Raw genomic sequence first — 26,520 nt, 5'->3', positions numbered from 1 at the left:
TGCCGGCGCATGATTTATGCGAGACTTCTTAAGCTTGGTTAACGCCTTGTTTACCACGTTGGGCGAAATGTGCGCATGTCGGTCATCCGTGTTTATCCTGTAGCGAATTTTTCACGGTTTTCGAAGCGCGGGTGAAAAACCCGGGAAGGCTTGTCCTCCTCCGCAGCAAAACCGCTCGGCTCGCTTCGGTCCCGGCTGGCTACTGGAAAACCGGCCTCCGGCCGGCCATTCTGAACACGGGCGCATCGATGAACAGCAAGCGGTCCTATCTCGATACACTCAATGCCGGCAGGCAGCGCCGGCCGCACGCATCACTCGAGGAACTGAACCGCTCGCTCGAAACGCTGGAGCAGCGGCTGGACCGGACGCGCGCCGACATGCCCGATCGCCCCGACCTGCGGCGGCCGCCGGTCGAGCCGCGCTATCCAAGCACGCAGCCTTACGGCCAGCCGCGCTGGTATGAAGACACCTACTCCGCACAAAGACCTCTGGACCGGCCGCCGCAAAATCCGGCGGCGCAGTATCCCGGCGCGCAGAACCAGCGGCCGCAAAATCCGGCGTCCGGCGCCGCGCCCGCCTTCGGGCAGAATTATCAGGCGATCGCGCGCGACATCGACCGGGTGCGCGGCCAGGAAGACAGCGTCGCCATGGTCGGCAAGATCGCCGTCGAGCTGCGCGGGCTGCGTGAGGAACTGCGGCATCAGATGACTGCCGGCCTGCAGCGCGAATTCGAAGCGTTTCGCCAGGACATCGACCGCGCCATGCAGGCCAACAGCCAGCGCGGCGCGATGCCCGACAAGAGCAGCGCCGAGCTCGGCCTTGAATTCGAGCGGCTTTCGGGCGCCATCCAGACGCTGGCCGAAAAGAGCGACGACCGCAGCGTCAACCTGCTGCGGCTGGAGCTGGAACAGGTGAAGAGCGCGCTGGACACGCTGGCGCGCGAGGAAAGCGTGCAGAAGGTCGACCGTCGCTGGGACGATTTCGACCGCCGCTGGAGCGCCTTCGAGGACCGCGTCGACGCCGATCAGCGCAAGCGTGCGGAAGGCCCGAGCCTTTCGGTACTGACCGACCGGCTCGAACAGATCAGCAGCGCCGTCAACAACCTGCCGGAATCGCTTTCGCTGCGTTCGCTGGAGGAAAAGGTGCGCATGCTTGCCGGCGCGGTCGACCGTTTCGCCGGCCAGCAGACCGCGCGCGGCGGCGAAACGCTCGCCATGATCGACGAGCGGCTGGACGAGATCTCCCGCGCCATCGTCGCCTCGACGGTGGCTGCGCAGGCCAATGCCTTCGATCCCGAAACCTTCGGCCGGATCGAGAAGCGCATGGCCTCGCTGGCGTTGCAGATCGAAGAGGTCGCGCAGTCGCGGCCGGGGGCGGAAGTCCTCGACCACCTCAACCTCCTCACCAGCCGCGTGGACCAGTTGGCCGGCCGCGCCGACCTGCCCGAGCAGGCCATGGAGCGGCTGGGCAAGCAGATCGCTTCGATCACGGAGAAGCTGGATCGCGCGCAGGCCATGCCCGACGCCGACCAGATCTTCCAGGGGCTGGAACAGCGCTTCGACGCGCTCTCCACGCTGCTCGAGCGCCGCCAGGGCGACGCGATCGAGCAAGGCAATATGCTGTTCCGCGATCTCGAGCGGCGGCTGGACGAGGTCGCGGACCGGCTCGACCAGCGCATGCGCCAGGACGAGAGCGCCGGCATCATGGAGGCGATCGACGCCCGCTTCACCGCTTTGGCCAAGCGCATCGAGACACGCACGCCCGATCCCGCCAACGAGATGGCGATCCGTGGGCTGGAAAGCCGGCTCGAGGATATTTCCAGCCGGCTGGAAATGTCGGCGCAGCAGGTCGCCGGGATCGATCCGGCGCTGATCCGCAGCCTCGAAGCGCAGGTCGCCGGCCTGTCAGCGCATCTCTCCAAGCCCGGCACGCCGCTGCCCGAATTCGAAGACATCAGCCCGCGCCTCAACGAGATCGAGAAGTCGCTGGCCGGCACGCGCGACTCCATCCTGAGCGTGGCGCGCGAAGCGGCCGAGAGCGCCGTCAAATCGCTTGCCGAGTCGACGTCCATGACGGCGCAGACCAACGCGACCGCGGTGGCCGGCCTCGCCCAGGACCTGAAGACGCTGGAAGCGCTCACCCGTCGCTCCGACGAGCGCAATTCGCGGACCTTCGAGGCGATACACGACACGCTGCTCAAGATCGTCGACCGGCTCGGCTCGCTCGAAGCGGGCGAGACCAGCGAAGCGATGAGCGAGCTGGTCGATCCGCAACCGGCCGGAAAGCGTGGTGGTCGCGGCGGCAAGATCGCCGTGCAGGACGCGCCCTCGATGGATATCGACCAACCGCTGCCGCTGACGGGAGACATGGCCAGCCTCGAAGGCCGCGCGGCGGCCATCATGCGCGATGAGCCAAGCGCACCGCGCACGCCCGCCGAGGCCGCGGCAGCAGCAGCCATGGCGGCGCTCGGACCCGATGCGATCGGCGACAAGGGCGAGGCCGGCCGCAGGAAATCGATGTTCAGCGGCCTGGCGCGCGCTTTCAAGGGCAAGAAAGATGCGGACACGCAGCCGCTTGCCGGCTCTGCACCGGTCGGTGACGCGCCGAGCGTCGACATCGACGAACCGCTCGATCCCAAGGCCGCCAACCGGCCCTTGGAACCCGGTTCCGGCGCGCCGGACCTCAACGCCATCATGAAGCGCGTGCGCGACGAGCGCGGCGGCCAGCCGGCCCGGCGCACCGACAGCGATGCGGCAAAGTCCGATTTTATCGCCGCCGCCCGCCGCGCGGCCCAGGCCGCGGCCGCCGAAGCCGACACGCTGAAACGGCAATCGACCATGACCGGCCCGGTGAAGGCGCTGAGGATCGGCGACCTGCTCAAGGCGCGGCGCAAGCCGATCCTGATGGCGGCCGCGGCGATCATGATGGCGCTTGCCGGCCTGCAACTGGGCAAAGCCTTTTTGTCCGATCCGGTCGAGACGGCCAACAACCAGCCCGCGCCGGTCGTCTCCCCGCAGACGGTCGACACGGCTTCGCTCAACGCCACGGCCGCGCCGCAAGCCGACACGCAGAAGGCCGACACACCGAAGATCGATGCCGCGACGGCACAGGCCGAAAGCGCGCCGGCCCGTCCTGCCAGGCAGGCGGAGCCCGTCGAGGAGACGGCCCCAGCCGCCTCTGTGCCCGCAAGTCACGAAAGTGCAGCTGTCATGCCGGCCGCGCCCGCGCCGGTGGCGCTTGCAACGCCCGCCGCACCGGCGCCGATAGCCTCCGCGATGCCGTCCGAACCCGCCACCGCGGCTGCCATCGCGACGGATATGGATGGCGACACGCAGCCGGTGGCCAAGGAGCCCGTGGCGGCCAGTCCGGCAGCGAACAGCGCGGCAACCGGCGCGCCGGCCGCCACCTCCGCCGATACGACAGGCGCCGTACCGCCCGCGGCAAGCCAATCGGCCGCGGCCAAATTCGACATTCCTTCCGAAATCGGTCCGGTGGCGCTGCGTGACGCCGCCGCCGGCGGCGACGCCAAGGCGCTGTTCGAGGTCGGCTCGCGCTATGCGGAATCGCGCGGCGTCAAGGAAGACATGAAGGCGGCCGCGAAATGGTACGAGCGGTCGGCCGAGCTGGGCTTCGCGCCGGCCGAATACCGCATCGGCAATTTCTACGAAAAAGGCATCGGCGTCGCGCGCGACATCAAGAAGGCCAAGACCTACTACCAACTCGCCGCCGAGCAAGGCAACGCCAGCGCCATGCACAATCTGGCGGTGCTGTTCGCCATGGCGGCGGACGGCGTGACCGACAATGAATCGGCGACACACTGGTTCCAGGAAGCCGCCGACCTCGGCGTCAAGGATAGCCAATTCAACCTCGGCATCCTGGCCGCCAAAGGCGTCGGCATGAAGCAGAACCTGGAGGAATCCTACAAGTGGTTCGCGCTGGTCGCCAAGACCGGCGACAAGGACGCCGCCGCCAAGCGCGACGAGATCGCCAATGCGCTCAGGCCCGAGCAGCTTGAGCGGGCGCGGGCAGCTACGGAGTTGTGGAAGGCCAAGCCGCTCAACGCGGCCGCCAACTCGGCCGACATTCCGGAATCCTGGCAGGACAGCACACCGCAGACCACCGCCGGCATCGACATGAAAAAGGCGGTGAAGAACATCCAGCTGATCCTCAACAAGAACGGCTACGATGCCGGCGGCGCCGACGGCGTGATGGGCGGCAAGACCAAGAACGCCATCATGGCTTTCCAGACCGACAACAAGATGAAGCCGACCGGCGAGATCGACGCGCCGCTCGTCAAGGCGCTGCTTGCGAAGAAATAACGGCAGCCGCGTCGCATACACGACGCCTTGCCACACATTTGCCTGTTAACTGATTGAGATGGTTTTTGTTTCGACGCGGCGGCGGGGTTTGACCCCGCCGCCGCGTCGGCGCAAGAAAAAATTGGCTTTTCGGTGCGAAACTGCCGGGGACGGCGGCGTTCGCCGGAAAGCAAACTGATCGAGACTGACGGGTGGGCATTTATCTCCCGATCGCGGAAATTTCCGTCAACGTCTTCGTGCTGCTGGCGATGGGCGCGGCGGTGGGCTTTCTGTCGGGCATGTTCGGAGTCGGCGGCGGCTTTCTGATCACGCCGCTTCTGATCTTCTACAACATCCCGCCGGCGATCGCGGTCGCCACCGGCGCCAACCAGGTCATCGCCTCCTCCTTCTCCGGCGCGCTGTCGCACTTCAAGCGCGGCACGCTCGATTTCAAGCTGGGTGGCGTGCTGCTCGCCGGCGGCATCGTCGGCTCGACGGCAGGCATTTACGTCTTCGCGCTGTTGCGCCGGCTCGGCCAGCTCGACCTCTTCATCTCGCTGCTCTATGTCGCGCTGCTCGGCACCGTCGGCGGGCTGATGCTGGTGGAAAGCGTCAACGCGCTGCGCGCCAGCCGCAGCGGCGCAGCACCCGTGCTCAAGAAATCCGGCCAGCACAATTGGATCCACCGGCTGCCGTTCAAGATGCGCTTCCGCGCCTCGAAGCTGTTCGTCAGCGTCATCCCGGTGCTGGGCCTCGGCGCGGCGATCGGCTTCCTGTCGTCGATCATGGGCGTCGGCGGCGGCTTCATCATGGTGCCGGCGCTGATCTACCTGCTCAAGGTGCCGACCAATGTCGTTATCGGCACCTCGCTGTTCCAGATCATCTTCACCTCGGCCTACACCACGCTGGTGCATGCCACGACCAACCAGACGGTAGACGTGATCCTGGCCTTCCTGCTGATGGCCGGCGGCGTCGCCGGCGCGCAATATGGCGCCAAGGCCGGCCAGAGGCTGCGCGGCGAACAGCTGCGCGCGCTTCTGGCGATGCTGGTGCTGGCCGTTGCAATCCGCCTTGCCGTCGATCTCTTCGTGACGCCGCCCAATCTCTATTCGCTGTCCGCCGCGGGCCTCAACTGATGGCGGGATTGAGAGCATTTGCAGCCGCCATCCCGTTGTCGATGCTCCTTGCGCTTTCCCCGGCAACAGCGCAGACGCCGCCCGCCGAAAGCATCCAGATCGGCCTGTCGACCGACGCCATCTCCATCACGGCGGGTTTCTCGGGCGCCGACCTGACGATCTTCGGATCGCTGGAAAATCCCGATCCGCTGATCGCGCGCCAGGGGCGCTACGATGTCGTCGTCGTGCTCGAAGGACCGCCGCGCCCGGTCGTGGTCCGGCGCAAGGACCGCGTGCTCGGCGTCTGGATCAACCTGGACTCGGAGACGTTCGAGAACGTGCCGGTCTCCTATTCCGTCGCGACGACGCGGCCGCTGCAAGACATCGCCGAGCCCGCCAAGTACAAGCAGCTCTCGCTCGGGGCGCAGAACCTCTACCTCAAGCCCGCCGACGAGACCGACAGCCCGGCAACCATCGAGGAATTCACCGCGGCGCTTCGCGAGCGCAAGGCGGCGACAGGCCTCTACAGCGAGAATGTCGGCGGCGTGCAGTTCCTGTCCCAAAACCTGTTTCGAGCCACCGTGCGGCTCGCGCCCAACGTGCCGGTCGGCACCCATAAGGCCCGGGCGTTCCTGTTCAAGAGCGGCATGTTCGTCAAGGAAAGCTCCGCCCAGCTCGAGATCCGCAAGTCCGGCTTCGAGCAGTCGGTCTTCCGCGTCGCGCATGACTATTCCTTCCTCTACGGCGTGTTCGCGGTGTCGCTCGCGATGCTGACCGGCTGGCTGGGCCGGCTCATCTTCCGCAAGGATTGAAGACGAAAAGGGTTTCCCTCCGGGCGATCATGCGATAAACCGCCGCCTCCCAGCCCAAGGGTAAACAAGCACAATCAATTCGGCAGAGCGGTCCGGCCATCCGTATGACGGCGCGTCTGGCGTCGGCTTGCCGCCATGAAACAATGACAGGAGGCTGCGATGCGATCGGCATTCGGCGGCATCGATTTCGGCACGTCCAATTCCACGGTGGGTGTGATCCGCGACGGCCGGCCGCGGCTGGTGGCGCTGGAAGGCGAGCAACCCACCCTGCCGAGCGCCGTGTTCTTCAACTTCGAGGACGGTTACACCTATTTTGGCCGCCGCGCGATCAGCGACTATACCGACAGCATCGAGGGCCGGCTGATGCGCTCGCTGAAGAGCGTTCTCGGGAGCACGCTCGCCAACGAAAAGACGCGCATCAAGGCGCGCCAGATCGGCTTCATCGACATTGTCGGCATGTTCGTCGGCCATTTGAAGAAGCGGCTGGAAGAAGACGCGGGCGGTCCGGTAGAGAACGTGGTGCTCGGCCGGCCCGTGCAGTTCGTCGACGACGACGCGGCCGCCGACGCGAAGGCGCAGGGCGAGCTCGAAAAAGCCGCCCGCTCACAAGGCTTCAAGCACATCGCCTTCCAGTTCGAGCCGATCGCAGCGGCGCTCGATTACGAGCAGAACGTCACCCGCGAGGAGCTGGCACTGATCGTCGACATGGGCGGCGGCACGTCCGACTTCTCGATCGTGCGGGTCTCGCCGGAGCGCGCGCGCTTGAGCGACCGCAAGGCCGACATCCTCGCCAATCGCGGCATCCATATCGGCGGCACCGATTTCGACCGGCTGCTCAGCATCGCCCATGTCATGCCCGAACTCGGCTATCTGACGCGGACCAAAGACCACAAGCGCAACCTGCCGGCCGCCTATTTCATCGACCTCGCCACCTGGCAGCGCATCAATCTCGTCTACACCGCCAAGGCGATGACGGATCTGAGGCAGATCCGCTATGAGGCCGAGCGCGCCGACCTCGTCGACCGCTTCATCCATGTCGTCGAGCATCGCTACGGCCATGCGCTGGCGGGCCTGGTCGAAAGGGCGAAGATCGCGCTGACCGACCAGTCCTCAGCCGAGGTGAAGGTGTCGCTGCCCGGGGCGCGCTTCGCGGCCGAGATCACGCGCGCGGGCCTCGAGGAGACCATTGCGAGCGACATCGAACGCGTGACTGCCACGGTCAGACAGACGATCGCCGACGCTGGCGTTCCAGCCTCAGCCATCACCGCCGTGTTCCTCACCGGCGGCTCGACCGCCATCCCGCTGGCCAAGCGGGAAATCCTGTCGCTGGTGCCGCAGGCCTCCGTCATCGAAGGCGACATGTTCGGCTCGGTCGGCCTTGGGCTCGCGCTCGACGCGCAGCGGAAATACGGCTGATTATTCGAAGCTTGCCGACGCCTCCGCCTTGCCGCCGAGATGCGCCTTCAGCGCCATCTGGGCGAGGCTGGCCTGGCGGTCGCGGTGCGTGATCATGGCGAAGTCGCGCATCGGCAAGTCGACAGGCACGGCCCTGAGGCTGCCCTCGGCCAAGGAACGCGCGACGACGAGTTCCGAGATGATCGTCGCTCCCGCGCCGGCCTCGACCGCCTGGCGCACGGCCTCGTTGCTGGGCAGGACAAGGAAAATCTGCAGCTCCGCCGGCGGGACCCCCTGGCTGAGCGCGAAGTCCTCCAGCGCCTCGCGCGTGCCCGATCCGCCTTCCCTGATGATCCAGCGCAAGGCCCTGATATCGAGGTTCCCCGCCTGCGTCATCGGAATTTCGGGATGCGCGCGCGCCACCACCAGCATCGGGCGGTCCTCGTCGACCGTGGCGCGGCGCAGGATATCGGACTCGGTTCGACCCTCGACCAGCCCGAAGTCGGCGCGACCGTCGAGCACGTTGGTCTCGACCTGCCTGGTGTTGCCGATCGTCACGCTCAGCTTCACGGCGGGATAGGCCTCATGGAAGGCAGCCAGGCGACGCGGCAGCCAGTAGCTGGCGATGGTCTGGCTGGCCGCGATCGACAGGCTGCCGGCGACGGTCTGCGAGACGTCCTCCAGCACGCCGCGAGCGGCTGCGGCACGATCCAGGACCGCCTTCGCCTCGGGCAGGAAACGGTGACCGGTCTGGGCCAGCTCGATGTTGCGGCCGACCCGGTTGAACAGGCGCACGCCGTGCTGACTTTCGAGCGCGCGGATGGCGGCCGATGCAGCCGACTGCGAGATGCCGAGCCGCTCGGCGGCCTTGGTCATATGGCCGTGCTCGGCGACGGCGACGAAGATGCGCAACTGATCGAGAGTCATGGCTAACTAAGAAGCAAAATCGATCGGAATTACAAGAGCTGCTTGTTAGACGCATCAATTGCTTTGTTCTAAGTTTTTGCAGGAAATTGGAAAAAACTGGTCGTCAGAGGCCAAGAGCGGGAAATGGCAGGGCGCTTCAAAACCCTATTCGCGCATTGGATCCGCCGGTTGAAGCGGCAGCTCGCCGGTGAGCGCTATCATCCCGAGCTCTACTACATGCGCGGGCCGGGACCCAAGACGAAGGCCAAGATGGCGAACGGCAAGAGCGTTCGCGGATCATGAGCAAATCAGCGCCACGCGGCGCCAACTCCGCTCCCTCGCAGCGGCCGCTGGTCGACAGCCAGGCGCCGGACGAAGGCGATGGTGTGGAGACCTCGCCAAGCGTCTCCGACCGCATCGCCAAGACCACCTGCTACATGTGTGCCTGCCGCTGCGGCATCGACGTCCATATCAAGGACGGCAAGGTGCGCTACATCAACGGCAACAAGGACCATCCGGTGAACCGCGGCGTGATCTGCGGTAAGGGCAGCGCCGGCATCATGCAGCATTACAGCCCGGCGCGGCTGAAGAAGCCGCTGCTGAGGACCGGTCCGCGCGGCTCGGGCGAATTCCGCGAGATCGAATGGGAGGAGGCGCTGACCATCGCCACCGAGCGCTTGTCGGCGATCCGCCGCACCGACCCGAAAAAACTCGCCTTCTTCACCGGGCGCGACCAATCGCAATCGCTGACCGGCTGGTGGGCCTCGAAATTCGGCACGCCGAATTTCGCCGCGCATGGCGGCTTCTGCTCGGTCAACATGGCGGCCGGCGGGCTTTATACGATCGGCGGCTCGTTCTGGGAGTTCGGCGAGCCCGACTGGGACAACACGAAATACTTCATGCTGTTCGGCGTCGCCGAGGATCATGATTCCAACCCGATCAAGATCGGCCTCGGCAAGCTCAAGGCGCGTGGGGCCAAGGTGGTCTCGATCAACCCCTGCCGCACGGGCTACAACGCCATCGCCGACGACTGGATCGGCATCAGGCCGGGCACGGACGGCCTGTTCGTGCTGGCGCTGGTCCATGAACTGCTCAAGGCCGGACGTGTCGATCTGAATTACCTGCTGCGCTATACCAATGCGCCGGTCCTCGTCGTCCAGGAACCGGGTGCGGCCGACGACGGGCTGTTCGTGCGCGATGCCGACGGCAACCCGCTCGTGTGGGACAGGGTGGCAAAGACACCGATCAACGCGTCCGACCCCGAAGCAAAGCCGGCGCTGACCGGCAGCTATGATGTCGGCGGGCGGCGCTGCGCGCCTGTCTTCCAACTCATCGCCGGACGCTATCTCGACAAGATCTATTCGCCGGACGCCGTGGCGGAGCGCTGCGGCGTTGCCGCCGACACGATCCGGCGGATCGCGGCGGAACTAGCGCATGTCGCCTTCAAGCAGGCGATCGAGCTGCCCGTCGCCTGGACCGACTGGGCCGGCCGGCGACACGAGACGATCAAGGGCCGGCCTGTCTCGATGCATGCCATGCGCGGCATCTCGGCCCATTCCAACGGTTTTCATACCTGCCGCGCCATCCACCTCCTGCAGGTGCTGCTCGGCACGGTCGACGTTCCGGGCGGCTTCCGCTTCAAGCCGCCCTACCCGCGCTGCGCGCCGCCGGGGCCGAAGCCATGCGGAAAAAACACCCAGCCGATGACGCCGCTCGACGGCATGCCGCTCGGCTTCGTCTGCGGCCCGGACGATCTTCTTGTCGACGAGGCCGGCCGGCCCAAGCGTATCGACAAGGCCTATTCGTGGGAAGCCCCCCTGGCCGCGCACGGGCTGATGCACACGGTGATCCGCAACGCCTGGGCCGGCGATCCTTATCCCGTCGACACGCTGATGATGTACATGTCGAACATGGCATGGAATTCGTCGATGAATACGGTCGAGACGATTGCCATGCTGACCGACAAGGACGAGGCGGGCGCCTACAGGATCCCTTTCATCATCTATTCCGACGCCTATTATTCCGAGACCGTGCCGTTCCCCGACCTGGTGCTGCCCGACACCACCTATCTCGAGCGGCACGATTGCATCAGCCTGCTCGACCGGCCGATCAGCCACGCGGACGGGGCCGCGGACGCCATCCGCCATCCGGTGGTGCAGCCGGACCGCGACGTGCGGCCGTTCCAGTCGGTGCTGATCGAACTCGGCGCGCGGCTCGACCTGCCAGGCTTCGTCGACGAACATGGTTCGGCGAGGTACCGCGACTATGCCGATTACATCGTCAACCACGAGCGCACCCCCGGCATCGGCCCGCTCGCCGGCTGGCGCGGCAAGAATGGCGATGCCATCGGCAAGGGCGACGTCAACCCCGACCAGCTGCAGCGCTACATCGACAATGGCGGCTTCTGGCACCACGAGTTCGCCGACGACCAGCGCTATTACAAAATGGGCAACCGCGCCTATCTCGACTTCGCGGTCGAGATGGGTTTCATCCCTCACGCAGACCCGATCGTCTTCCAGCTTTACTTGGAGCCGATCCAACGGTTCAGGCTTGCCGCGCGTGGCCACGGCAAGGTGCAGCCACCCGACGCCGAGCGCGGCCGTATCGAAGCCTATATGGACCCCCTGCCCTTCTGGTACGCGCCCTTCGAGGATGAGACAGTCGACCTCGAAAAGTATCCGCTGCATGCGCTGACGCAGCGGCCGATGCACATGTACCATTCCTGGGGCTCGCAGAATGCGTGGCTAAGGCAGATCACGAGCCAGAACCGGCTCTTCGTGTATCGCCAGACGGCCGCGGGGCTCGGCCTTGCCGACGACGACTGGGTGTGGATCGAAAGCATCAACGGAAGGGTGAAGGGCCAGATCAAGCTGATCGACGGCGTGAACCCGGACACGGTGTGGACCTGGAACGCGATCGGCAAGCGGCGCGGCAGCTGGGGATTGAAGGACGATGCGGCGGAGAGCAATCGCGGCTTTCTGCTCAACCACATCATCGGCGACCAGACCGCGGCCGACACCAACGGCAAGCGCTATTCGAATTCCGACCCGGTCACCGGACAGGCGGCGTGGTTCGATGTGCGCGTGCGCATCACCAAATGCGCGGCGGACGAAGCCGGCTTCACCGAGCCGCAATTCGAGCGTTTCCGCCAGCCACCACAATTCGAGCCTTCGCCGGATGTGCTTCGCTTCGGCGCCGAATTCCGCATGAAGAGGGAAGCCGCCGAATGACCCGCCTTCCCGCGCAAACCGACAAGAAGCTCGGCCTGGTCATCGACCTCGACACATGCGTCGGCTGCCAGGCCTGCGTGACCGCCTGCAAGGAGTGGAACACCGGTGGGCATATGGCGCCGCTGACCGACACCGATCCCTATGGCGGGCATGTCGACGGCGTCTGGTTCAACCGCGTGCATACCTACGAGCATACAACGGAGCTCGGCGGCCGCACGGTGAATTTCCCGCGCTCCTGCCTTCATTGCGAGACGCCGGCCTGCGTCACCGTCTGCCCGACCGGCGCCTCCTACAAGCGCGCCTCGGACGGCATCGTGCTGGTCGACGAGGACAAATGCATCGGCTGCAAGCTCTGCAGTTGGGCCTGTCCGTATGGCGCCCGCGAATTCGATACGGATGTCGGCGTGATGAAGAAATGCACGCTGTGCGTCGACCGCATCTACAACGACAATCTGGCCGAGGAGGACCGCGTGCCGGCCTGCGTCGCCGCCTGCCCGACCAGCGCCCGGCATTTCGGCGATCTCGGCGATCCGGCCTCGGCGATCTCTCGGCTTGTCGATGAACGCGGCGGCGTCGCGCTGATGCCGGAGCTCGGCTACAAGCCGACCAATCGGTATCTGCCGCCGCGCGCCCGCAGCGAACAGGCGGCGAAGGTCGACGCGCCGGCGCTGGAGCCGATCAAGGCCGAGGGCGGCTTCCTCGGCTGGATCGACCGCATGCTTTCGAACTGACGATGCATCCCGCTTTCTCGGTCGTCTTCTTCACCACCGCCACCGGGGCAGGCTACGGCCTGCTCGCGCTGCTCGGTGTGCTTGGCGGGCTTGGAGTGATCCCCGCCGCTTTCTGGCTTGGCTTTGTCGGCATGGTTTTGGCGCTCGGGCTCATCGTTGCCGGGCTTTTATCCTCCACCGGCCATCTCGGCCGGCCGGAGCGAGCCTGGCGGGCCTTCTCGCAATGGCGCAGCTCCTGGCTGTCGCGCGAGGGCCTGGCGTCGGTCGCAACCTTCATTCCGGCCGCGCTGTTCGGCATCGGCTGGGTGTTTCTCGGCAAGAGCGGCGGCTGGGTGGCGACTACCGGGCTGCTGGCGGCGGCTGGTGCTGTGATCACCGTCAGCACGACAGGCATGATCTACGCCTCGCTGAAGCCGATCGCGCAGTGGCACAGCCGCTATACGTTACCGGCCTATCTCATCTTCGCGGCGATGACCGGAAGCGTTCTCGCCAACGCTTTGCTTCAAAGCTTCAGCGTCGGTCCCAGCGCCATGCTGACCCTCGCGCTGCTCGCAACGCTCGCCGGCTGGGGTTGGAAGCTTGCGACCTGGCGCTACAATGATCGCCTCGAAATCCCCACCACCGCCAACACGGCGACGGGTCTGACCGGCGGCTCCGTACGGTCGATCGAATGGCCGCATACGGAAGAAAACTACCTGCTGAAAGAAATGGGTTTTCGCATCGCGCGCAAGCACGGCGCGAAGCTGCGGCGGATCACGCAGGCGCTGGCTTTCATCGCGCCGGCCGTCCTGCTGGCCGTCGCTTTCTTCCTGCCTTGGCCTTTGGGCGCGATCGCATCCGTGCTTGCAGCCGTCGCGCAGTCTGCCGGCATGCTCGTCGAGCGCTGGCTGTTCTTCGCCGAGGCGAAGCATACGGTCACGCTCTACTATGGGCGATAAAGGACCTCAGCCCGGCCTCAGCATCGAGCCGGAAATGGCGAAGATGCGCTCGGTGCCGAGCATGTAGGCAACCAGCGTTTCCAGCCGGAACAAGCCGGCATAGGCGCGGTCGAGCACGTTGAGCGAGCCGGTATAGGCGCCGAAGGCCGGCATGATCATGCGGCCGCCATCGCCGGCGAAGCAGCGCCGCCTGACCGAACGGCCGCGCTGGACGATGCGCGCGCAAGGATGGAGATGGCCTGATATCTCGCCTTCGACCCGCAGCTTCGACGGCTCGTGGCGGAAGAGCAGCGAACCGACGGCGAGCTCCTTGACCGTCTCGCCGGGCAGATCGGCGGGCGCCTCGGGATCGTGGTTGCCGGCGACCCAAAACCAGTCGCGGCCGGCCATCATCGCTTCAAGCTGTTCGCGGAAACTCCGATCCATGCGTTCGGCACCGCCGCCGTCATGGAAGGAATCGCCAAGGCTGACGACGATCCGCGGCTGGTAGTCGGCGATAACCGCCTGCAGCCTGAGCAAAGTCGCCCCGGTGTCGTAAGGCGGGATCAGCGCGCCGCGCCGGGCGAAGGACGAGCCTTTTTCGAGATGCAGGTCGGAGACCGCCAGCAGCCGAAGATCGGGGAAATAGAGAATGCCGCGGCGATCGCAGACGGCGCGCTCGCCGGCGATGCCGACTAGGTCGGCCTCGGCGATCAGCGTTGCGCGCGACAGCGAAAAATTCATCCCCTCTCAACTCTCTTTCAGCCCGTCATCTCGGGCCCCATCGCCTCTTCGACGAGGGTGGCGGCATCCATCAGCAGCGTTTCGTCCGCCTCCCCATTCACGGGCATCTTGCCGATTTCGAGCATAATCGGCACGGCAAGCGGCGATATCTGTTCGAGATTCTTATGCATGATTCGACCGCGGATGCGCGAGAGCATCTCGGCAAGTCTCCTGACATCGAGCAACCCGGTTGCGGCATCGGTACGAGTGGCCTGCAGCAGAATGTGGTCGGGTTCATGGCTGCGCAGCACGTCATAGATCAGGTCGGTCGAAACGGTCACCTGGCGACCGCTTTTCTCCTTGCCGGGATGGCGCTTCTCGATCAGCCCGGAAATGAGCGCACAGTTGCGGAAGGTGCGCTTCAGCAGCCAGCTGTCGGCGAACCACGCTTCGAGATCATCTCCGAGCATGTCCTGATCGAACAGTGTGGCCAGCGACGGCTTTCTGTTCTTGAACATCCAGCCCATGTCGGCCAGTGACCAGATGGCCAGCGCATAGTCGGTGGCCACGAAACCGACCGGCTTCGCCCCGGCCCGATCGAGCCGTCGCGTCAGCAGCATGCCGAGCGTCTGATGCGCCAACCGGCCTTCAAACGGATAGGCCACCATGTAATACCGGTTGCCGCGCGGGAAGGTTTCGATCAGCAGATCGTCGCGTTTCGGCAGGACCGACTTGTCCGCCTGAAATCTCAACCAATCAGCGACCTGCTCGGGCAGTTTCTTCCAGCGTTGCGGGTCGTCGAGCATGGCCCGGACCTGCTCGGCGAGATAAGTCGAAAGCGGGAATTTGCCGCCGCCATAATAGGGCACCTTCGCGTCGCTCCCCGGCGCGTTCGAGACGAAGCACTCATTCTCGCGGATGCCTTCGAAGCGCAGGATCTTGCCGGCGAACATGAAAGTGTCGCCATGGGTCAAGGTCTCCAGGAATGCTTCCTCGATCTTTCCCAGCACCCTGCCGCCGCGCGAGGCTGCCCCCCTGCTGCCCGCCTGGACATAACGCACATTGAGCGCCGGCACCTCGATGATGGTGCCGACATTGAGCCTGTATTGCTGGGCGACGGCTGGGTTTGAAACCCGCCACAAGCCTTCCTTGGTCTGCCGGATGCGCGCGTAGCGCTCGTAATTTCTGAGCGCGTAGCCGCCGGTGGCGACGAAATCGATGACCCGGTCGAATGTAGGCCTATCCAGGCTGGCGTAGGGGGCGGCCGTTCTTACTTCATCGAACAACGCATCGGGATGGAACGGCGCCCCACAGGCGCAACCCAGCACGTGCTGGGCCAAGACGTCCAGACCGCCGTTGACCAATGGTGGCGTATCCTGCGCGCCGAGATAGTTGGCGTCGAGCGCGGCGCGGCATTCCAGCACCTCGAAGCGGTTGGCAGGGATCAGGATCGCCTTCGACGGCTCGTCCATGCGGTGGTTGGCACGGCCGATGCGCTGCGCCAGACGGCTGGCGCCCTTCGGGGCGCCGACATGCACGACCAGATCGACATCGCCCCAGTCGATCCCGAGGTCCAATGTCGAGGTGGCGACGATGGCGCGCAACGCGTTTTCACCCATGGCCTTCTCGACGCGGCGGCGCTGGGCGACATCAAGCGATCCATGATGAAGCGCAATCGGCAGCGTGTCTTCATTGACGCGCCATAGCTCCTGGAACAGCAGCTCGGCCTGGCTGCGCGTGTTGACAAAGAGCAGCGTGGTCTTGTGCCGCTTGATCTCGCGGTAGATCTCAGGCGTGGCGTAGCGGGCGGAGTGACCGGCCCAGGGCACCCGCTCTTCCGAGTCGAGGATCGATATCTCGGGCTTGGCGCCCCCCGTGACGACGATGAGTTCGGACATGGCGCCTGGAGAAGCCTGACTGACCAGCCAGCGCCGCAGTTCGTCCGGCTCGGCGACCGTTGCCGATAGGCCGATGGTCTGGAGATCGGGGACAATGCTGCGCAAACGCGCCAGGCCCAGCGCCAGCAGGTGTCCGCGCTTCGAGGTGACGAGCGAATGCAGTTCATCGAGCACGACGTAGCGCAGATCCTCGAAGAAGCGTTTCGCGTCGTTCGAAGCGATCAACAGCGCGAGCTGCTCCGGCGTGGTGAGCAGGATGTCGGGCGGCGCCAGTTTCTGCCGCTGGCGCTTGTGCGAAGGCGTGTCGCCGGTGCGGGTCTCGATAGTGACCGGCAGGCCGATCTCCTCGACCGGCTTGCCGAGATTGCGTTCGATGTCGACGGCCAGCGCTTTCAGCGGCGAGATGTAGAGCGTGTGGATGCCGCGATGCGCTTGGCCCGGCTTTCGCCTGGGACGGTTGGCAAGCTCGGTCAGCGACGGCAGGAAACCGGCCAGCGTCTTGCCGGCGCCGGTCGGCGCGATCAGCAGCACCGATTGGCCGCTTTGAGCCTTCGCCAGCAGCTCGAGCTGATGGGCCCGCGGCGCCCAGCCCTTTTCGCCGAACCATTTGACGAATGGTTCGGGCAACAGGACGGCGGCGTTCTGTTCGGCAAGGCGCGGCTGCTCGGTCACGCGCAACAGGTAGCGCGGCGGCGCGAAATCGCCAAGGAAAATCGGAACAAAAGGAGACCATCGTTCTCTCGCCCCGTTTACGGGGAGAGGATGCCGGCGGGCAGGTGAGAGGCAGCGCCGGCCTTCGAGATGATGCTTTGGTCAGACGATAGGTAGGGTGATAGCGGCAAACCGCCAACGACGGCGCCGCCCCTCATCCGCCCTTCGGGCACCTTCTCCCCGTGAACGGGGAGAAGGAAAGATCAGGGTCGCCTGAACCCCGTCGGGCCGCCATAGAGGTAGCCTATGCGGTCGACCGCTTCCTTCAGCCCCTCACGCGAGACCAGCATGGTGTGGCCGTTGGCGTGGATCATATTCTTCTCGTCGGTCATGATGGCGACATGGCCTTTCCAGAAGACGAGGTCGCCGCGCCGGAGACCTGAATAGTCCGGGCCCGGCTCGAACGGCGTTCCGATCGATGCCGCCTGCATGTCGGAGTCGCGCAGGACATCCTTGCCGGTCATGCGCATCGCGAGTTGCACGAGGCCCGAGCAGTCGATGCCGAAGCCGGAGACACCGCCCCACAGATAGGGCGTGCCGAGGAAGCTCTCCGCCACCGTGACATAATCGTCGGCCAATTCGGCGATCGGCCGCAAATGGCGGGCGATGATCGCCTGGCCGGAGGGCAGCAGCGCGTAGTGCGTGCCGCGCGTTTCAGCCGAACCGTTGACGGTGACCGTCGAGCCCATCGACAGCTGACCGCCGATCGGAAAGCGCAGATCCGGTCCGGGATAGAGGAAGGTGCGCGGTACAGCGACGATGTGGGTCGGCGCATGGTCGCGCGCGCCAATAAGATTGTCGGCCACATAGCCGACATAGCCGTCGCGCTCGGCCTGCACCCAGGCCCAGCCTTCGGCGTCCTCGAAGACAAGCACATCGTCTCCGAACAGCGCCTGGGTATTCACACCCGCATCCGGGCGCGGCGCCTTGCGCAGATCGGCGACGGAGGCCGTGATCCGCGCCGGGCGGCCGGTGACGAAGCGGTCGGCGGCGACCTCGCCTTTCAGCCTCGCATCGGCAAGGTCGGAACGGAAGGCATGAAGGCGGGCATCCCTGGCGGTCAAATCGATAATCCAGTCGTCAGCAGTGAGGTCAGATGGGCAGCTCGTGCGCCCTGGCGACGATACCATCGCCGAAGCGCTCGACAAAGAGCGCGCCTTCCACCGTGCGCCGGATCAGTACGTTGCGCTTGTCAAGCTCGTCGCGATGGCGCGAGACCAGCTTCAGCGCGCCCATCGTGTCCAGCGCCCGGGTGATGACCGGCTTGGTGACGTTGAGTTTTGCCGCAAGCCCGCGCACGGTGTGCGGCGGCGGGTCGAGATAGATGGTGAACAGGATCGCCGTCTGGCGCATCGTGAGATCGGGCTCGCCGTCGCGCACCTGGGCCAGCATCACCTGCTGCCACAGTCGCAAGGCCTGGCTCGGGCGCATCGAGATCGACATTGCCCAAGCATGCCGGCAAATTGTTTCGGTTCCGTTTCAGTGGCGGACACCCGCCGATCGCTCAGGCAAATCGCTGCGTAATTATCCGCTCTAGGGCGCGAATGCCTTGCGCCTCGCCGCCGGTCAGGCCGTGCGGACGGTCGGCCGGGTTCCAGGCGAAGATGTCGAAATGCGCCCAGCTGTGGGTCTTCTCGACGAAGCGCTTGAGGAAAAGCGCTGCGGTGATCGACCCGGCAAAGCCGTCGGTCGTCACGTTGTTGATGTCGGCGATCTTCGAGGAAAGCTTTGCATCGTAGGGGCGCCAAAGCGGCATGCGCCACAGCGGATCCTCGACTGCGGCGGATGCGGCGGCAATGTCGGCGGCGAGCGTCTCGTCAGCGGTGTAGAAGGGCGGCAGATCCGGCCCCAGCGCGACGCGCGCGGCCCCCGTCAGCGTCGCCATATCGATCAGCAAATCGGGCTTCTCCTCATCGGCCAATGCCAGCGCATCGGCCAGGATCAGCCGCCCTTCGGCATCGGTGTTGCCGATCTCGACCGTGATGCCCTTGCGGCTCCGCAGCACGTCGCCGGGCCGGAAGGCGTTGCCGGCGATCGAATTCTCGACTGCGGGGATCAGCACGCGCAGCCGGACCTTCAATTTCGCCGCCATGATCATGAAGGCGAGGCCCAGCACGTTGGCGGCGCCGCCCATGTCCTTCTTCATCAAAAGCATGCCCGACGACGGCTTGATGTCGAGGCCGCCGGTATCGAAGCAGACGCCCTTGCCGACCAGCGTCACCTTCGGCGCATCGCTCGGCCCCCACGTCATGTCGATCAGCCGCGGCGCCCCGGTCGAGGCGCGGCCGACGGCGTGGATCATCGGAAAATTCCGCGCCAGCAGATCGTCACCATGGATCACCGAGATATCGGCGCCATGCGCGGCCGCGAGGTTCCGGGCGGCTTCCTCCAGTTCGAGCGGTCCCAGGTCGCTGGTCGGCGTGTTGACGAGGTCGCGTGCCAGGAACACGCTGTCGGCGACGCGGAGGACATGCGCGGCGTCGGCGCCCTCCGGAAGCGCAAAGCGCAAGGCCTTGCCGGGCTTCTTGCCATAGCGTGTGAAGACATAGCCCCCAAGGACAAGCGCGAGCGCGGCGAGATCGGGCTGCGCGGGGGCCGACGCGAAATGCCAGTCGCCCTCCGGCAACGACCTTGCGAGCGCGCCGAGGGCAAGAACGCTTTCGCCATCGCCGGTGCCGAACAATGCGCCGGCAAAGCTGCCGTCCTCGCCCGGCAGGACCAGGGTGCGCCCCGCCTCGCCGGCAAAGCCGTTGCCTCTTGCCCAGGCGATGGCGGGCGGCGGCAGCGCCGCGGCTTCAAGGGCGTCCTTTGCCACCAGATAGACAGGCAAGGCGGCTTCCGGCTTCTGGGCAACGAGTTCGACAGGCATGTGATGATCTCCGGCCGAACATCTTGAGTCGGCGCTTCTTAACGGTCCATTAGGGTTAACAGAATATTTCTGCGGGAGGGAAGACGGCCAGCCAATGGCCGCACAGGAATGGAGACCGGGCGCCGATGCCGACCGAAGCGTTGAACCTTACAGCCAAGCGTATGATCACCACGGTCTTCATGGCGGCGCTGGCAGCCAGCGTGGCCGGTTGCGGCAGCACGAGCAAGTTCACCACCGGCTCCATCTCCCGCTCCGACAGCAGACCGCTGGAAACGATGTCGGCCGGCGACCTGCACACCGCAACGTCGAGGCTCGGCCAATCCTACGCCCGCAACCCGAATGACAAGCGCCTGGCGATAAATTTCGCGGCGGCGCTGCAGATGGACGGCGACGCCGACCAGTCGCTGGCGGTGATGCGCAAGCTGGCGATCGCCTATCCCAAGGATCGCGACGTGCTGGCGGCCTATGGCAAGGCGCTTGCCGCCAACGGGCAGTTCGAACCTGCGCTGGACGCAGTGCGCCGCGCGCAGACGCCCGAATATCCGGACTGGAAGCTGGTGTCGGCGGAGGCCGCCATTCTCGACCAGATGGGGCAGAAGGACGAGGCCCGGCAGGACTATCGCAAGGCACTGGAACTGAAACCGAACGAACCTTCGGTGCTGTCCAATCTCGGCATGTCCTACGTGCTCGAAGGCGACCTGCGCACGGCCGAGACCTATATGCGTTCGGCCGCCCAGCAGCCCGGCGCCGACAGCCGGGTGCGGCAGAACCTCGCGCTGGTCGTCGGACTGCAGGGCCGCTTCGACGAGGCCGAGAAGATCGCCTCGCAGGAACTGTCGCCCGAGCAGGCGCAGGCCAATGTCGCCTATTTGCGCCAAATGCTTGCCCAGCAGAACGCCTGGAACCAGCTCAAGGATCAGGACAAGAGCAAAGACAAGGCGAAAGTTGCCACGAACTAGAGCAAATCCAGGAAAAGTGTGAGCGGTTTTCCGCCCGGAATTGCGTAAAAACAAGGAGATAGAGCATTTCACCGTTTCCGTGAAACGGTGAAATGCTCAAAAGCGTCGACCATCTTCGAAAATCAAAAAAGCCGCGCGGACCCCCGCGCGGCTTTTTGATTGACGCGAATGGTGGCCCGCCTACTGGCTGGAGGAGCTGTGCTGGTCGCCGAAGATGCCGCGCTGGCTGACCTGGATGCCGGCCGGCCCGAGAATGATGGCGAACAGAACCGGCAGGAAGAACAGGATCATCGGCACGGTGAGCTTCGGCGGAAGGGCCGCGGCCTTCTTTTCGGCGGCGTTCATGCGCATGTCGCGGCTTTCCGAGGCAAGCACGCGCAGCGCGTGCGCCACTGGCGTGCCGTAACGTTCGGCCTGGACCAGGGCCTGCGACACCGACTTCACGGATTCCAGGCCGGTGCGGCTTGCCAGGTTCTCATAGGCGATCTTGCGGTCCTGCAGATAGGACAGCTCGGCATTGGTGAGCACGAATTCCTCGGCAAGCGCCACCGACTGCGTGCCGACTTCGTCGGCAACCCTGCGCAAGGCCGCTTCCACCGACATGCCGGATTCCACGCAGATCAGCATCAGGTCGAGCGCATCCGGCCACGCCAGCTGGATCGATTGCTTGCGCTTGGTCGCACGGTTGTTGACGTAGAGGATCGGCGCGTAGAAGCCGCCATAGGCGACGACGACACAGACGAACAGCTTGATGAAGGCCGGTTGCTGCGGCAGGCCACCGAGCACGAACAGATAGATGGCCGCCAAGGCAAAACCGACGAATGGCAGGACGAGGCGGAAGAAGAGGAACCGCGTGAGCGGGTTCTGGCCGCGGAAGCCCGCGACCTTGAGCTTCTGGATCGTGCTTTCATCGGCAAGCGCGCGCCTGAGATCGAGGCGGTCGACGATGTTGCGCATGCCGATCGACTGTTCCTCGCGCAGGCCCTTGCGGCGGCGGTCGGCCTCGTTGGCCAGCCGCGCACGCTGCTCGGCGCGCAGTTTGTCGCGTTCGAGCGCCACGCTCTTCATGCGCGATTTGAGCGACGTGCCGCCGAACGCCGGCATGAGCGTGAAGACGGTCGCAAAAACCGCAATGCCGACCAGCATCGCGATCAGGAAGGAAGGGTCGGTGAGTGTTTTGACGACTTGCTCTGTCACGGGAACCGCGCCCCTACACTTCGAAGTTCATCATCTTGCGCATCACAAGGATACCGATCGACATCCACACACCCGAGCAGCCGAGGATCAGGTTGCCGACATTGGTGGTGAACAGCGGCATGATGTAGTTCGGGCTCGACAGGTAGACGAGGAAGGCGACGACGAAGGGCAGCGCTCCGATGATGACGGCGGATGCCTTGGCTTCCATCGACAGCGCCGCCACCTTGGCTTTCATCTTCTTGCGGTCGCGCAGGACGCGCGAAAGGTTGCCAAGCGCCTCGGACAGGTTGCCGCCGGCCTGTGACTGGATCTGGATGACGATGCCGAAAAAGCCGGCCTCGCTGCATGGCATGGTCTCGGACATGCGCATGGCGGCGTCGGGCACCGACATGCCCATCTGCTGGGAATCGACGATGCGACGGAACTCGGACCGCACCGGTTCTGGCGATTCGTTGGCGATCAGGCGGATCGCGTCGTTGAGCGGCAGGCCGGACTTGACCGCGCGCACGATGATGTCGAGCGCGTTCGGGAACTCTTCCAGGAAGGCCTTGACGCGGCGTGTGCGGCGAAACGACACGAACCAGCGCGGCAGGCCGAGACCGCCCGCCAGCAGGGCGCCGGGCAGAGCCCACAACGGCGCGCCGACGAGAAAAAGAAGGCCCGTCAGCACGAAGCCGCAGACGGCCGAATACAGGTAGAAGCGCTCGATCGGAACCTGCATGCCGGCCTGGCGGATCTGAACCTTCAGCGGCGGCTTCCTGACGTTTTGGTCGTTGGTCTTCTGCTTCTCGTCGAGCTGCTTGAGGGAATCCTGAAGGCTTTTGCGCCGCTTGACCGCTTCCGCGGCGCGATCGCGCGTGGCTTTCACCACCGACCGGTCGGTTTCGGCGGTCTTGATGGTCTGAAGCCGCTTGCCGGCCTGCTTCTCGTTGTCGATGCGCGTGAACAGGAAAGCATAGGCCACCGCGCCGGCGCTTAGGCCGGCGAGCACGACGAAAGCCAGTACGGTGGTGTCAATTCCGAACATCGACCGGTGCCCCCAAGGCATCTCGCCGTTCCAAAGAAACGGCGAAATGCCTTGTCTCTTTGCTTACACGCAATTCCGGACGGGAAACCGCTTCACACTTTTCCTGGAATTGCTTCAGACCTCCAGACAAATCAGTCAGCGCGCTTCTCCATCGCCTCGAGCGCATTGGCCAGGCGCTGCTCCTCGCCATAGTAGCGGGCGCGGTCCCAGAAATGCGGGCGGCCGATGCCCGTCGACACATGCTCGCCGACCAGCCGACCGCTCGAGTCCTCGCCCTTGATGTTGTAGAGGACAAGATCCTGGGTGATGATGACATCGCCTTCCATGCCGACCACCTCAGTGATGTGGGTGATGCGGCGCGAGCCGTCGCGCAGGCGAGCCGCCTGGATGATCACGTCGATCGAGCCGACGACGATCTCGCGCACCGTGCGCTGCGGCAGCGAGTAGCCGCCCATGGCGATCATCGATTCGATACGATTGAGGCATTCGCGCGGGCTGTTCGAGTGGATCGTTCCCATCGAGCCGTCATGGCCGGTGTTCATCGCCTGCAGCAGGTCGAACACTTCCGGTCCGCGCACTTCGCCGACGATGATCCGCTCGGGCCGCATGCGCAGGCAGTTCTTGACCAGGTCGCGCATGGTCACCTCGCCCTCGCCCTCGAGATTGGGCGGCCGGGTTTCGAGACGAACCACATGCGGCTGCTGCAGCTGCAGTTCCGCCGAGTCCTCGCAGGTGATGACGCGCTCCTCGCGGTCGATATAATTGGTCAGGCAGTTGAGCAGCGTCGTCTTGCCGGAGCCGGTACCGCCTGAGATGACGACATTGCAGCGGACGCGGCCTATGATCTTGAGGATTTCCGCACCCTGCGGCGAGATGGCGCCGAACTTGACAAGCTGGTCCAGCGTCAGCTTGTCCTTCTTGAATTTGCGGATGGTGAGCGCGGTGCCGTCGATCGACAGAGGCGGCGCGATGACGTTGACGCGCGAGCCGTCAGGAAGGCGCGCGTCGCAGATCGGGCTCGATTCGTCGACGCGCCGGCCGACCTGGCTGACGATGCGCTGGCAGATGTTGAGCAGTTGCTGGTTGTCGCGGAAACGGACGCCCGTCTGTTCGACCCTGCCGTTGACTTCGATGTAGACGTTCTTGGAGCCGTTGACCATGATGTCCGCGATGTCGTCGCGGGCAAGCAACGGCTCCAGCGGTCCATAGCCCAGAACGTCGTTGCAGATGTCCTCCAGCAGCTCTTCCTGCTCGGAGATCGACATCGCGAAGTTCTTGATCGCGATGATGTCGTTGACGATGTCGCGGATTTCCTCGCGCGCGCTCTCGGGATCGAGCTTGGCTAGCTGCGACAGGTCGATCGTGTCGATCAGGGCGGAGAAGACCTGGCTCTTGGTGTCGTAGTAGGTCTCCGAGCGCTCGCGCTGGACCCTTCTTGGAGGCTCCGGCGCCATGGGCGGCGCCTCGACCGGGCGGCGCGCAGGCGGCGCGGCCGGCGTGCTGGGAGGCGGCGCGGCCGGACGTTCCGCCGTCATCGTCCCCGTCGGAGCGGGGGCGGGAGCGGATGCCGGCGGACGGAATTCGGGCGTTGCCCGGCTGCCGTCGTCTTTGCCTCTTTTACCAAACATGATCGACTACCCGATGCCGCTCAACCGGCGTCACTTCTTGTTGCGCGAGAGCTTGCCCAGGATCGAACCCAGGCCTGCCTTCTTCCTTGTCTTGATTTCGCTGCGTCCGGTCAGCACATGCGCTATCTCGTTGATGGTCGCGACGACCGGGCTCTTGGCGTCCATCTCGGAGAGCATGCGGCCGTTGTTGGCGGCATTGCCGAACAGCAGCGGTTCGAAGTTGATCACGGCCATCGGCGTGATGCCGAGCGGCTCGGCGAAATCGGAAGCCGCGATCTCGGGCCGCTTCGGCACGCCCGCCTGGTTGATGATCAGCTTCGGCGGCGGATCATTCGGACGCAGCCGCTTCAGCATGTCCACCATGTTCTTGGTGTTGCGAAGGTTCGCGAGCTCGGGCGTGGCCGTGATGACGATCTCATCCGCCTTGGTCAGCGTGCTCTTCGACCACCCGCTCCAGACATGGGGGACGTCGAGGACCAGCAAAGGCGCGCTGCGCTGCGCCGTTTCGATGACCTGTGCGAAGGCCTCAGGGTCGAAATCGTAGACGCGCTCGAGCGTGGAGGGAGCCGCGAGCAGCGACAGATGCTCGGCGCATTGCGCGAGCAGACGGTCGAGATAGACCTCGTCGACCCGCTCGGGCGAAAACACCGCCTCGGCGATGCCTTGCGCCGGATCCTGGTCGAAATTGATATTGGCAGTGCCGAAGGCGAGATCGAGATCGGCGATGACGACTTCGGACTTGAACAGGGAAGACATCGCCCAGGCGACGTTGTGAGCGATGGTCGACGAACCGACGCCGCCCTTGGCGCCGATGAAGGCGATCGAACGGCCGATCGGCTCCGATTCCGGATCGACGAAGATCGACGACACGACGCTGACGATGTCGGTCATCGAGACCGGCGCGATGACATATTCGGAAATGCCGGACCGGATCAGCTCGCGATAGAGCCCGACATCATTGTAGTGGCCGATGACCACGACCTTGGAGGACGGATCGCAGTATTCCGCGAGCTGGCCGAGTTGCTCGAGCAATTGCTGCGGTTCGCTGCGCGATTCCAGCAGGATCAGGTTCGGCGTCGGCGCGGACTGGTAGAACTCGATCGCGGTCGGGATGCCTCCCATGTGGACCTTGAGATGGGCCTTGGCCATCCGGCGATCCTCGCCGGCGCGCTCGACGGGATTTGCGACTCCCTCGGTCTCGCAGAAGGCCTGGATCGAAATGCGCGGCACGGGACGCAGCGCCTGCATGGCGGCGATATCCTGCTGCGAAAGATCGCCGATCTCCGCGGGCGTATCGTAGGCAAGATTGCTCATCGTCATGCTCTTTCCGTGACTGCTCTCTTCGTCGTGCGGCGCGGCCTAGTAAGTCACTTCCGAGTTGCCAAGGAACTCGTCGGAGATACCCCTGGCGCGATATGTGTCGATTACCGCGCCGCGGTTCTCAGCGTCGATGTCGGACTGCTTGCGCGGCCCGATCAGATCGTTGGGATTGGCGACCTGGGCCGCGAGGTTGTTCTGATAGGAGCAGCCGAAGTCGGCATAATGCTTATTTTCCGACGTGTCCGTCAGATCATCTGGCCAACGGCCGCATTTGTCGGTCTGGGCCCGCACCGCGACGAAGGCGACGCGCACCGGCGCGGACGCTTCCGGCACCGCCGACTGATAGGATGTCATGACGATGCGGTTGCGCTTGACGCCCGCCGCCATGGCGAGCCTGGCAAAATCGCGACCGGCGGCCCGTGCCGCAACCTCGTTGGCGGATCCGGCGGGCATCGCGATCGTCAATGCCGGCGCGGCGCTCCTGTCGTAGCCGTCGAGGAAGCCGAGCAGCGCATCGCGCTGCGCACCGGTCATGCCGCGATCGCCGGCGCCGACCGGCAGATCGATCTTCTGGTTCTTCTCGGCGATCACGATCGGATGGGTCGTGCGGTAGTCGTCCGGAATTGATCCTACCGTGATGCTGTCGCGGTTGGCGCAACCTGAGAGCGATGCCGCAAGCATGACCGCCAGTGCCGGCATCATCTGCCGATGGATCCTGGCGATACCGGATGCTGTCCGGACCGTCATGACTTTCAATGCTGACTTGGACATATCCGCATTCCCA

At 65.1% G+C, this 26,520-nt stretch carries 20 protein-coding genes; 9 read left to right on the top strand and 11 right to left on the bottom strand.

Annotation, left to right across the window (positions count from 1 at the left end):
* The first annotated feature begins 248 nt into the window (after nt 1–248).
* From MJ8_RS04395 to MJ8_RS04380, 4 genes are all read left to right on the top strand, one after another.
* Nucleotides 249–4,319: an SEL1-like repeat protein gene (locus MJ8_RS04395; protein WP_201413261.1), complete on the top strand. Its 4,071-nt coding sequence runs from the start codon at nt 249–251 to the stop codon at nt 4,317–4,319.
* 191 nt (nt 4,320–4,510) lie between these two features.
* Entirely contained in the window at nt 4,511–5,434 is a 924-nt protein-coding gene (locus MJ8_RS04390; RefSeq protein ID WP_040985887.1) for a sulfite exporter TauE/SafE family protein, read from the top strand.
* On the top strand, nt 5,434–6,225 hold the full coding sequence (locus tag MJ8_RS04385; protein ID WP_201413260.1) for a TIGR02186 family protein: 792 nt from the start codon (nt 5,434–5,436) through the stop codon (nt 6,223–6,225). Before MJ8_RS04390 ends, MJ8_RS04385 begins: the two co-directional genes overlap by 1 nt.
* A 159-nt stretch (nt 6,226–6,384) precedes the next feature.
* Complete coding sequence (locus MJ8_RS04380; protein WP_201413259.1) at nt 6,385–7,641, top strand: Hsp70 family protein; 1,257 nt, start codon at nt 6,385–6,387, stop codon at nt 7,639–7,641.
* Here the strand turns inward: MJ8_RS04380 and MJ8_RS04375 are convergent, their stop codons facing one another.
* A complete protein-coding gene (locus MJ8_RS04375) occupies nt 7,642–8,547 on the bottom strand; it encodes a LysR substrate-binding domain-containing protein (protein WP_201413258.1) in 906 nt (301 codons plus the stop codon). It abuts the gene before it with no gap.
* Between the two features lie 123 nt (nt 8,548–8,670).
* On the opposite strand from MJ8_RS04375, the gene MJ8_RS04370 reads away from it, so the two are divergent.
* Genes MJ8_RS04370 through MJ8_RS04355 form a run of 4 tightly spaced genes read left to right on the top strand, consistent with a single transcriptional unit; the run spans nt 8,671 to nt 13,425 of the window.
* Complete coding sequence (locus tag MJ8_RS04370) at nt 8,671–8,829, top strand: hypothetical protein (protein WP_201413257.1); 159 nt, start codon at nt 8,671–8,673, stop codon at nt 8,827–8,829.
* Nucleotides 8,826–11,756 carry a molybdopterin oxidoreductase family protein gene (locus tag MJ8_RS04365; protein ID WP_201413256.1) on the top strand — a complete coding sequence of 977 codons (2,931 nt, stop codon included), beginning with the start codon at nt 8,826–8,828 and terminating at the stop codon, nt 11,754–11,756. The genes MJ8_RS04370 and MJ8_RS04365 overlap by 4 nt, the downstream gene beginning before the upstream one ends.
* Nucleotides 11,753–12,487, top strand: coding sequence for a 4Fe-4S dicluster domain-containing protein (locus MJ8_RS04360; RefSeq protein ID WP_201413255.1), 735 nt, complete (start codon nt 11,753–11,755; stop codon nt 12,485–12,487). Before MJ8_RS04365 ends, MJ8_RS04360 begins: the two co-directional genes overlap by 4 nt.
* Nucleotides 12,488–12,489: 2 nt before the next feature.
* Nucleotides 12,490–13,425, top strand: a complete 936-nt coding sequence (locus tag MJ8_RS04355) for a dimethyl sulfoxide reductase anchor subunit family protein (RefSeq protein ID WP_201413254.1) — start codon at nt 12,490–12,492, stop codon at nt 13,423–13,425.
* A gap of 6 nt (nt 13,426–13,431) precedes the next feature.
* On the opposite strand, the gene pdeM is transcribed toward MJ8_RS04355, so the two are convergent.
* The 5 genes from pdeM to MJ8_RS04330 form a co-directional block, all read right to left on the bottom strand.
* The gene (gene pdeM, locus MJ8_RS04350) at nt 13,432–14,148 is read right to left on the bottom strand and encodes a ligase-associated DNA damage response endonuclease PdeM (RefSeq protein ID WP_201413253.1); all 717 of its coding nucleotides are present in this window, start codon (nt 14,146–14,148) and stop codon (nt 13,432–13,434) included.
* 17 nt (nt 14,149–14,165) lie between these two features.
* Nucleotides 14,166–16,697 (bottom strand): ligase-associated DNA damage response DEXH box helicase, encoded by a 2,532-nt coding sequence (locus MJ8_RS04345; protein ID WP_201413252.1) that lies wholly within the window; start codon nt 16,695–16,697, stop codon nt 14,166–14,168.
* Nucleotides 16,698–16,939: 242 nt separating this feature from the next.
* Nucleotides 16,940–17,800 (bottom strand): NlpC/P60 family protein, encoded by an 861-nt coding sequence (locus tag MJ8_RS04340; RefSeq protein ID WP_201413251.1) that lies wholly within the window; start codon nt 17,798–17,800, stop codon nt 16,940–16,942.
* 28 nt (nt 17,801–17,828) lie between these two features.
* The gene (locus MJ8_RS04335) at nt 17,829–18,179 is read right to left on the bottom strand and encodes a MarR family winged helix-turn-helix transcriptional regulator (protein ID WP_040985896.1); all 351 of its coding nucleotides are present in this window, start codon (nt 18,177–18,179) and stop codon (nt 17,829–17,831) included.
* A gap of 61 nt (nt 18,180–18,240) precedes the next feature.
* Nucleotides 18,241–19,605: a leucyl aminopeptidase family protein gene (locus MJ8_RS04330; RefSeq protein WP_201413250.1), complete on the bottom strand. Its 1,365-nt coding sequence runs from the start codon at nt 19,603–19,605 to the stop codon at nt 18,241–18,243.
* A 125-nt stretch (nt 19,606–19,730) separates the two neighbouring features.
* Here MJ8_RS04330 and MJ8_RS04325 point away from each other — a divergent pair, with 125 nt between their 5' ends.
* Complete coding sequence (locus MJ8_RS04325; protein ID WP_201413249.1) at nt 19,731–20,564, top strand: tetratricopeptide repeat protein; 834 nt, start codon at nt 19,731–19,733, stop codon at nt 20,562–20,564.
* 180 nt (nt 20,565–20,744) lie between these two features.
* Here MJ8_RS04325 and MJ8_RS04320 read toward each other — a convergent pair whose 3' ends face one another.
* The 5 genes from MJ8_RS04320 to MJ8_RS04300 all read right to left on the bottom strand — a co-directional run bounded on the left by MJ8_RS04320 (nt 20,745) and on the right by MJ8_RS04300 (nt 26,507).
* A complete protein-coding gene (locus tag MJ8_RS04320) occupies nt 20,745–21,761 on the bottom strand; it encodes a type II secretion system F family protein (protein WP_201413248.1) in 1,017 nt (338 codons plus the stop codon).
* 13 nt (nt 21,762–21,774) lie between these two features.
* Nucleotides 21,775–22,788: a type II secretion system F family protein gene (locus MJ8_RS04315; protein WP_201413247.1), complete on the bottom strand. Its 1,014-nt coding sequence runs from the start codon at nt 22,786–22,788 to the stop codon at nt 21,775–21,777.
* A 131-nt stretch (nt 22,789–22,919) separates the two neighbouring features.
* The gene (locus MJ8_RS04310) at nt 22,920–24,416 is read right to left on the bottom strand and encodes a CpaF family protein (protein ID WP_201413246.1); all 1,497 of its coding nucleotides are present in this window, start codon (nt 24,414–24,416) and stop codon (nt 22,920–22,922) included.
* A gap of 30 nt (nt 24,417–24,446) precedes the next feature.
* Nucleotides 24,447–25,730: an AAA family ATPase gene (locus MJ8_RS04305; protein ID WP_201413245.1), complete on the bottom strand. Its 1,284-nt coding sequence runs from the start codon at nt 25,728–25,730 to the stop codon at nt 24,447–24,449.
* 45 nt (nt 25,731–25,775) lie between these two features.
* On the bottom strand, nt 25,776–26,507 hold the full coding sequence (locus tag MJ8_RS04300; protein ID WP_201413244.1) for a CpaD family pilus assembly protein: 732 nt from the start codon (nt 26,505–26,507) through the stop codon (nt 25,776–25,778).
* Nucleotides 26,508–26,520 lie beyond the last annotated feature (13 nt).

This window comes from Mesorhizobium sp. J8 (assembly GCF_016591715.1).
GTDB lineage: Bacteria > Pseudomonadota > Alphaproteobacteria > Rhizobiales > Rhizobiaceae > Mesorhizobium.
Note: the sequence above shows the minus strand (reverse complement) of the source record. Positions and strands in the feature narration are given on the sequence as shown.

What these genes read in the sequence shown, in the direction of transcription:
- MJ8_RS04395 (WP_201413261.1), top strand. Translation starts at nt 249, where the DNA reads ATGAACAGCAAGCGGTCCTATCTCGATACACTCAATGCCGGCAGGCAG.
- MJ8_RS04385 (WP_201413260.1), top strand. Translation starts at nt 5,434, where the DNA reads ATGGCGGGATTGAGAGCATTTGCAGCCGCCATCCCGTTGTCGATGCTC.
- MJ8_RS04380 (WP_201413259.1), top strand. Translation starts at nt 6,385, where the DNA reads ATGCGATCGGCATTCGGCGGCATCGATTTCGGCACGTCCAATTCCACG.
- MJ8_RS04375 (WP_201413258.1), bottom strand. Translation starts at nt 8,547, where the DNA reads ATGACTCTCGATCAGTTGCGCATCTTCGTCGCCGTCGCCGAGCACGGC.
- MJ8_RS04370 (WP_201413257.1), top strand. Translation starts at nt 8,671, where the DNA reads ATGGCAGGGCGCTTCAAAACCCTATTCGCGCATTGGATCCGCCGGTTG.
- MJ8_RS04365 (WP_201413256.1), top strand. Translation starts at nt 8,826, where the DNA reads ATGAGCAAATCAGCGCCACGCGGCGCCAACTCCGCTCCCTCGCAGCGG.
- MJ8_RS04360 (WP_201413255.1), top strand. Translation starts at nt 11,753, where the DNA reads ATGACCCGCCTTCCCGCGCAAACCGACAAGAAGCTCGGCCTGGTCATC.
- MJ8_RS04355 (WP_201413254.1), top strand. Translation starts at nt 12,490, where the DNA reads ATGCATCCCGCTTTCTCGGTCGTCTTCTTCACCACCGCCACCGGGGCA.
- pdeM (WP_201413253.1), bottom strand. Translation starts at nt 14,148, where the DNA reads ATGAATTTTTCGCTGTCGCGCGCAACGCTGATCGCCGAGGCCGACCTA.
- MJ8_RS04335 (WP_040985896.1), bottom strand. Translation starts at nt 18,179, where the DNA reads ATGTCGATCTCGATGCGCCCGAGCCAGGCCTTGCGACTGTGGCAGCAG.
- MJ8_RS04330 (WP_201413250.1), bottom strand. Translation starts at nt 19,605, where the DNA reads ATGCCTGTCGAACTCGTTGCCCAGAAGCCGGAAGCCGCCTTGCCTGTC.
- MJ8_RS04325 (WP_201413249.1), top strand. Translation starts at nt 19,731, where the DNA reads ATGCCGACCGAAGCGTTGAACCTTACAGCCAAGCGTATGATCACCACG.
- MJ8_RS04315 (WP_201413247.1), bottom strand. Translation starts at nt 22,788, where the DNA reads ATGTTCGGAATTGACACCACCGTACTGGCTTTCGTCGTGCTCGCCGGC.
- MJ8_RS04310 (WP_201413246.1), bottom strand. Translation starts at nt 24,416, where the DNA reads ATGTTTGGTAAAAGAGGCAAAGACGACGGCAGCCGGGCAACGCCCGAA.
- MJ8_RS04305 (WP_201413245.1), bottom strand. Translation starts at nt 25,730, where the DNA reads ATGAGCAATCTTGCCTACGATACGCCCGCGGAGATCGGCGATCTTTCG.
- MJ8_RS04300 (WP_201413244.1), bottom strand. Translation starts at nt 26,507, where the DNA reads ATGTCCAAGTCAGCATTGAAAGTCATGACGGTCCGGACAGCATCCGGT.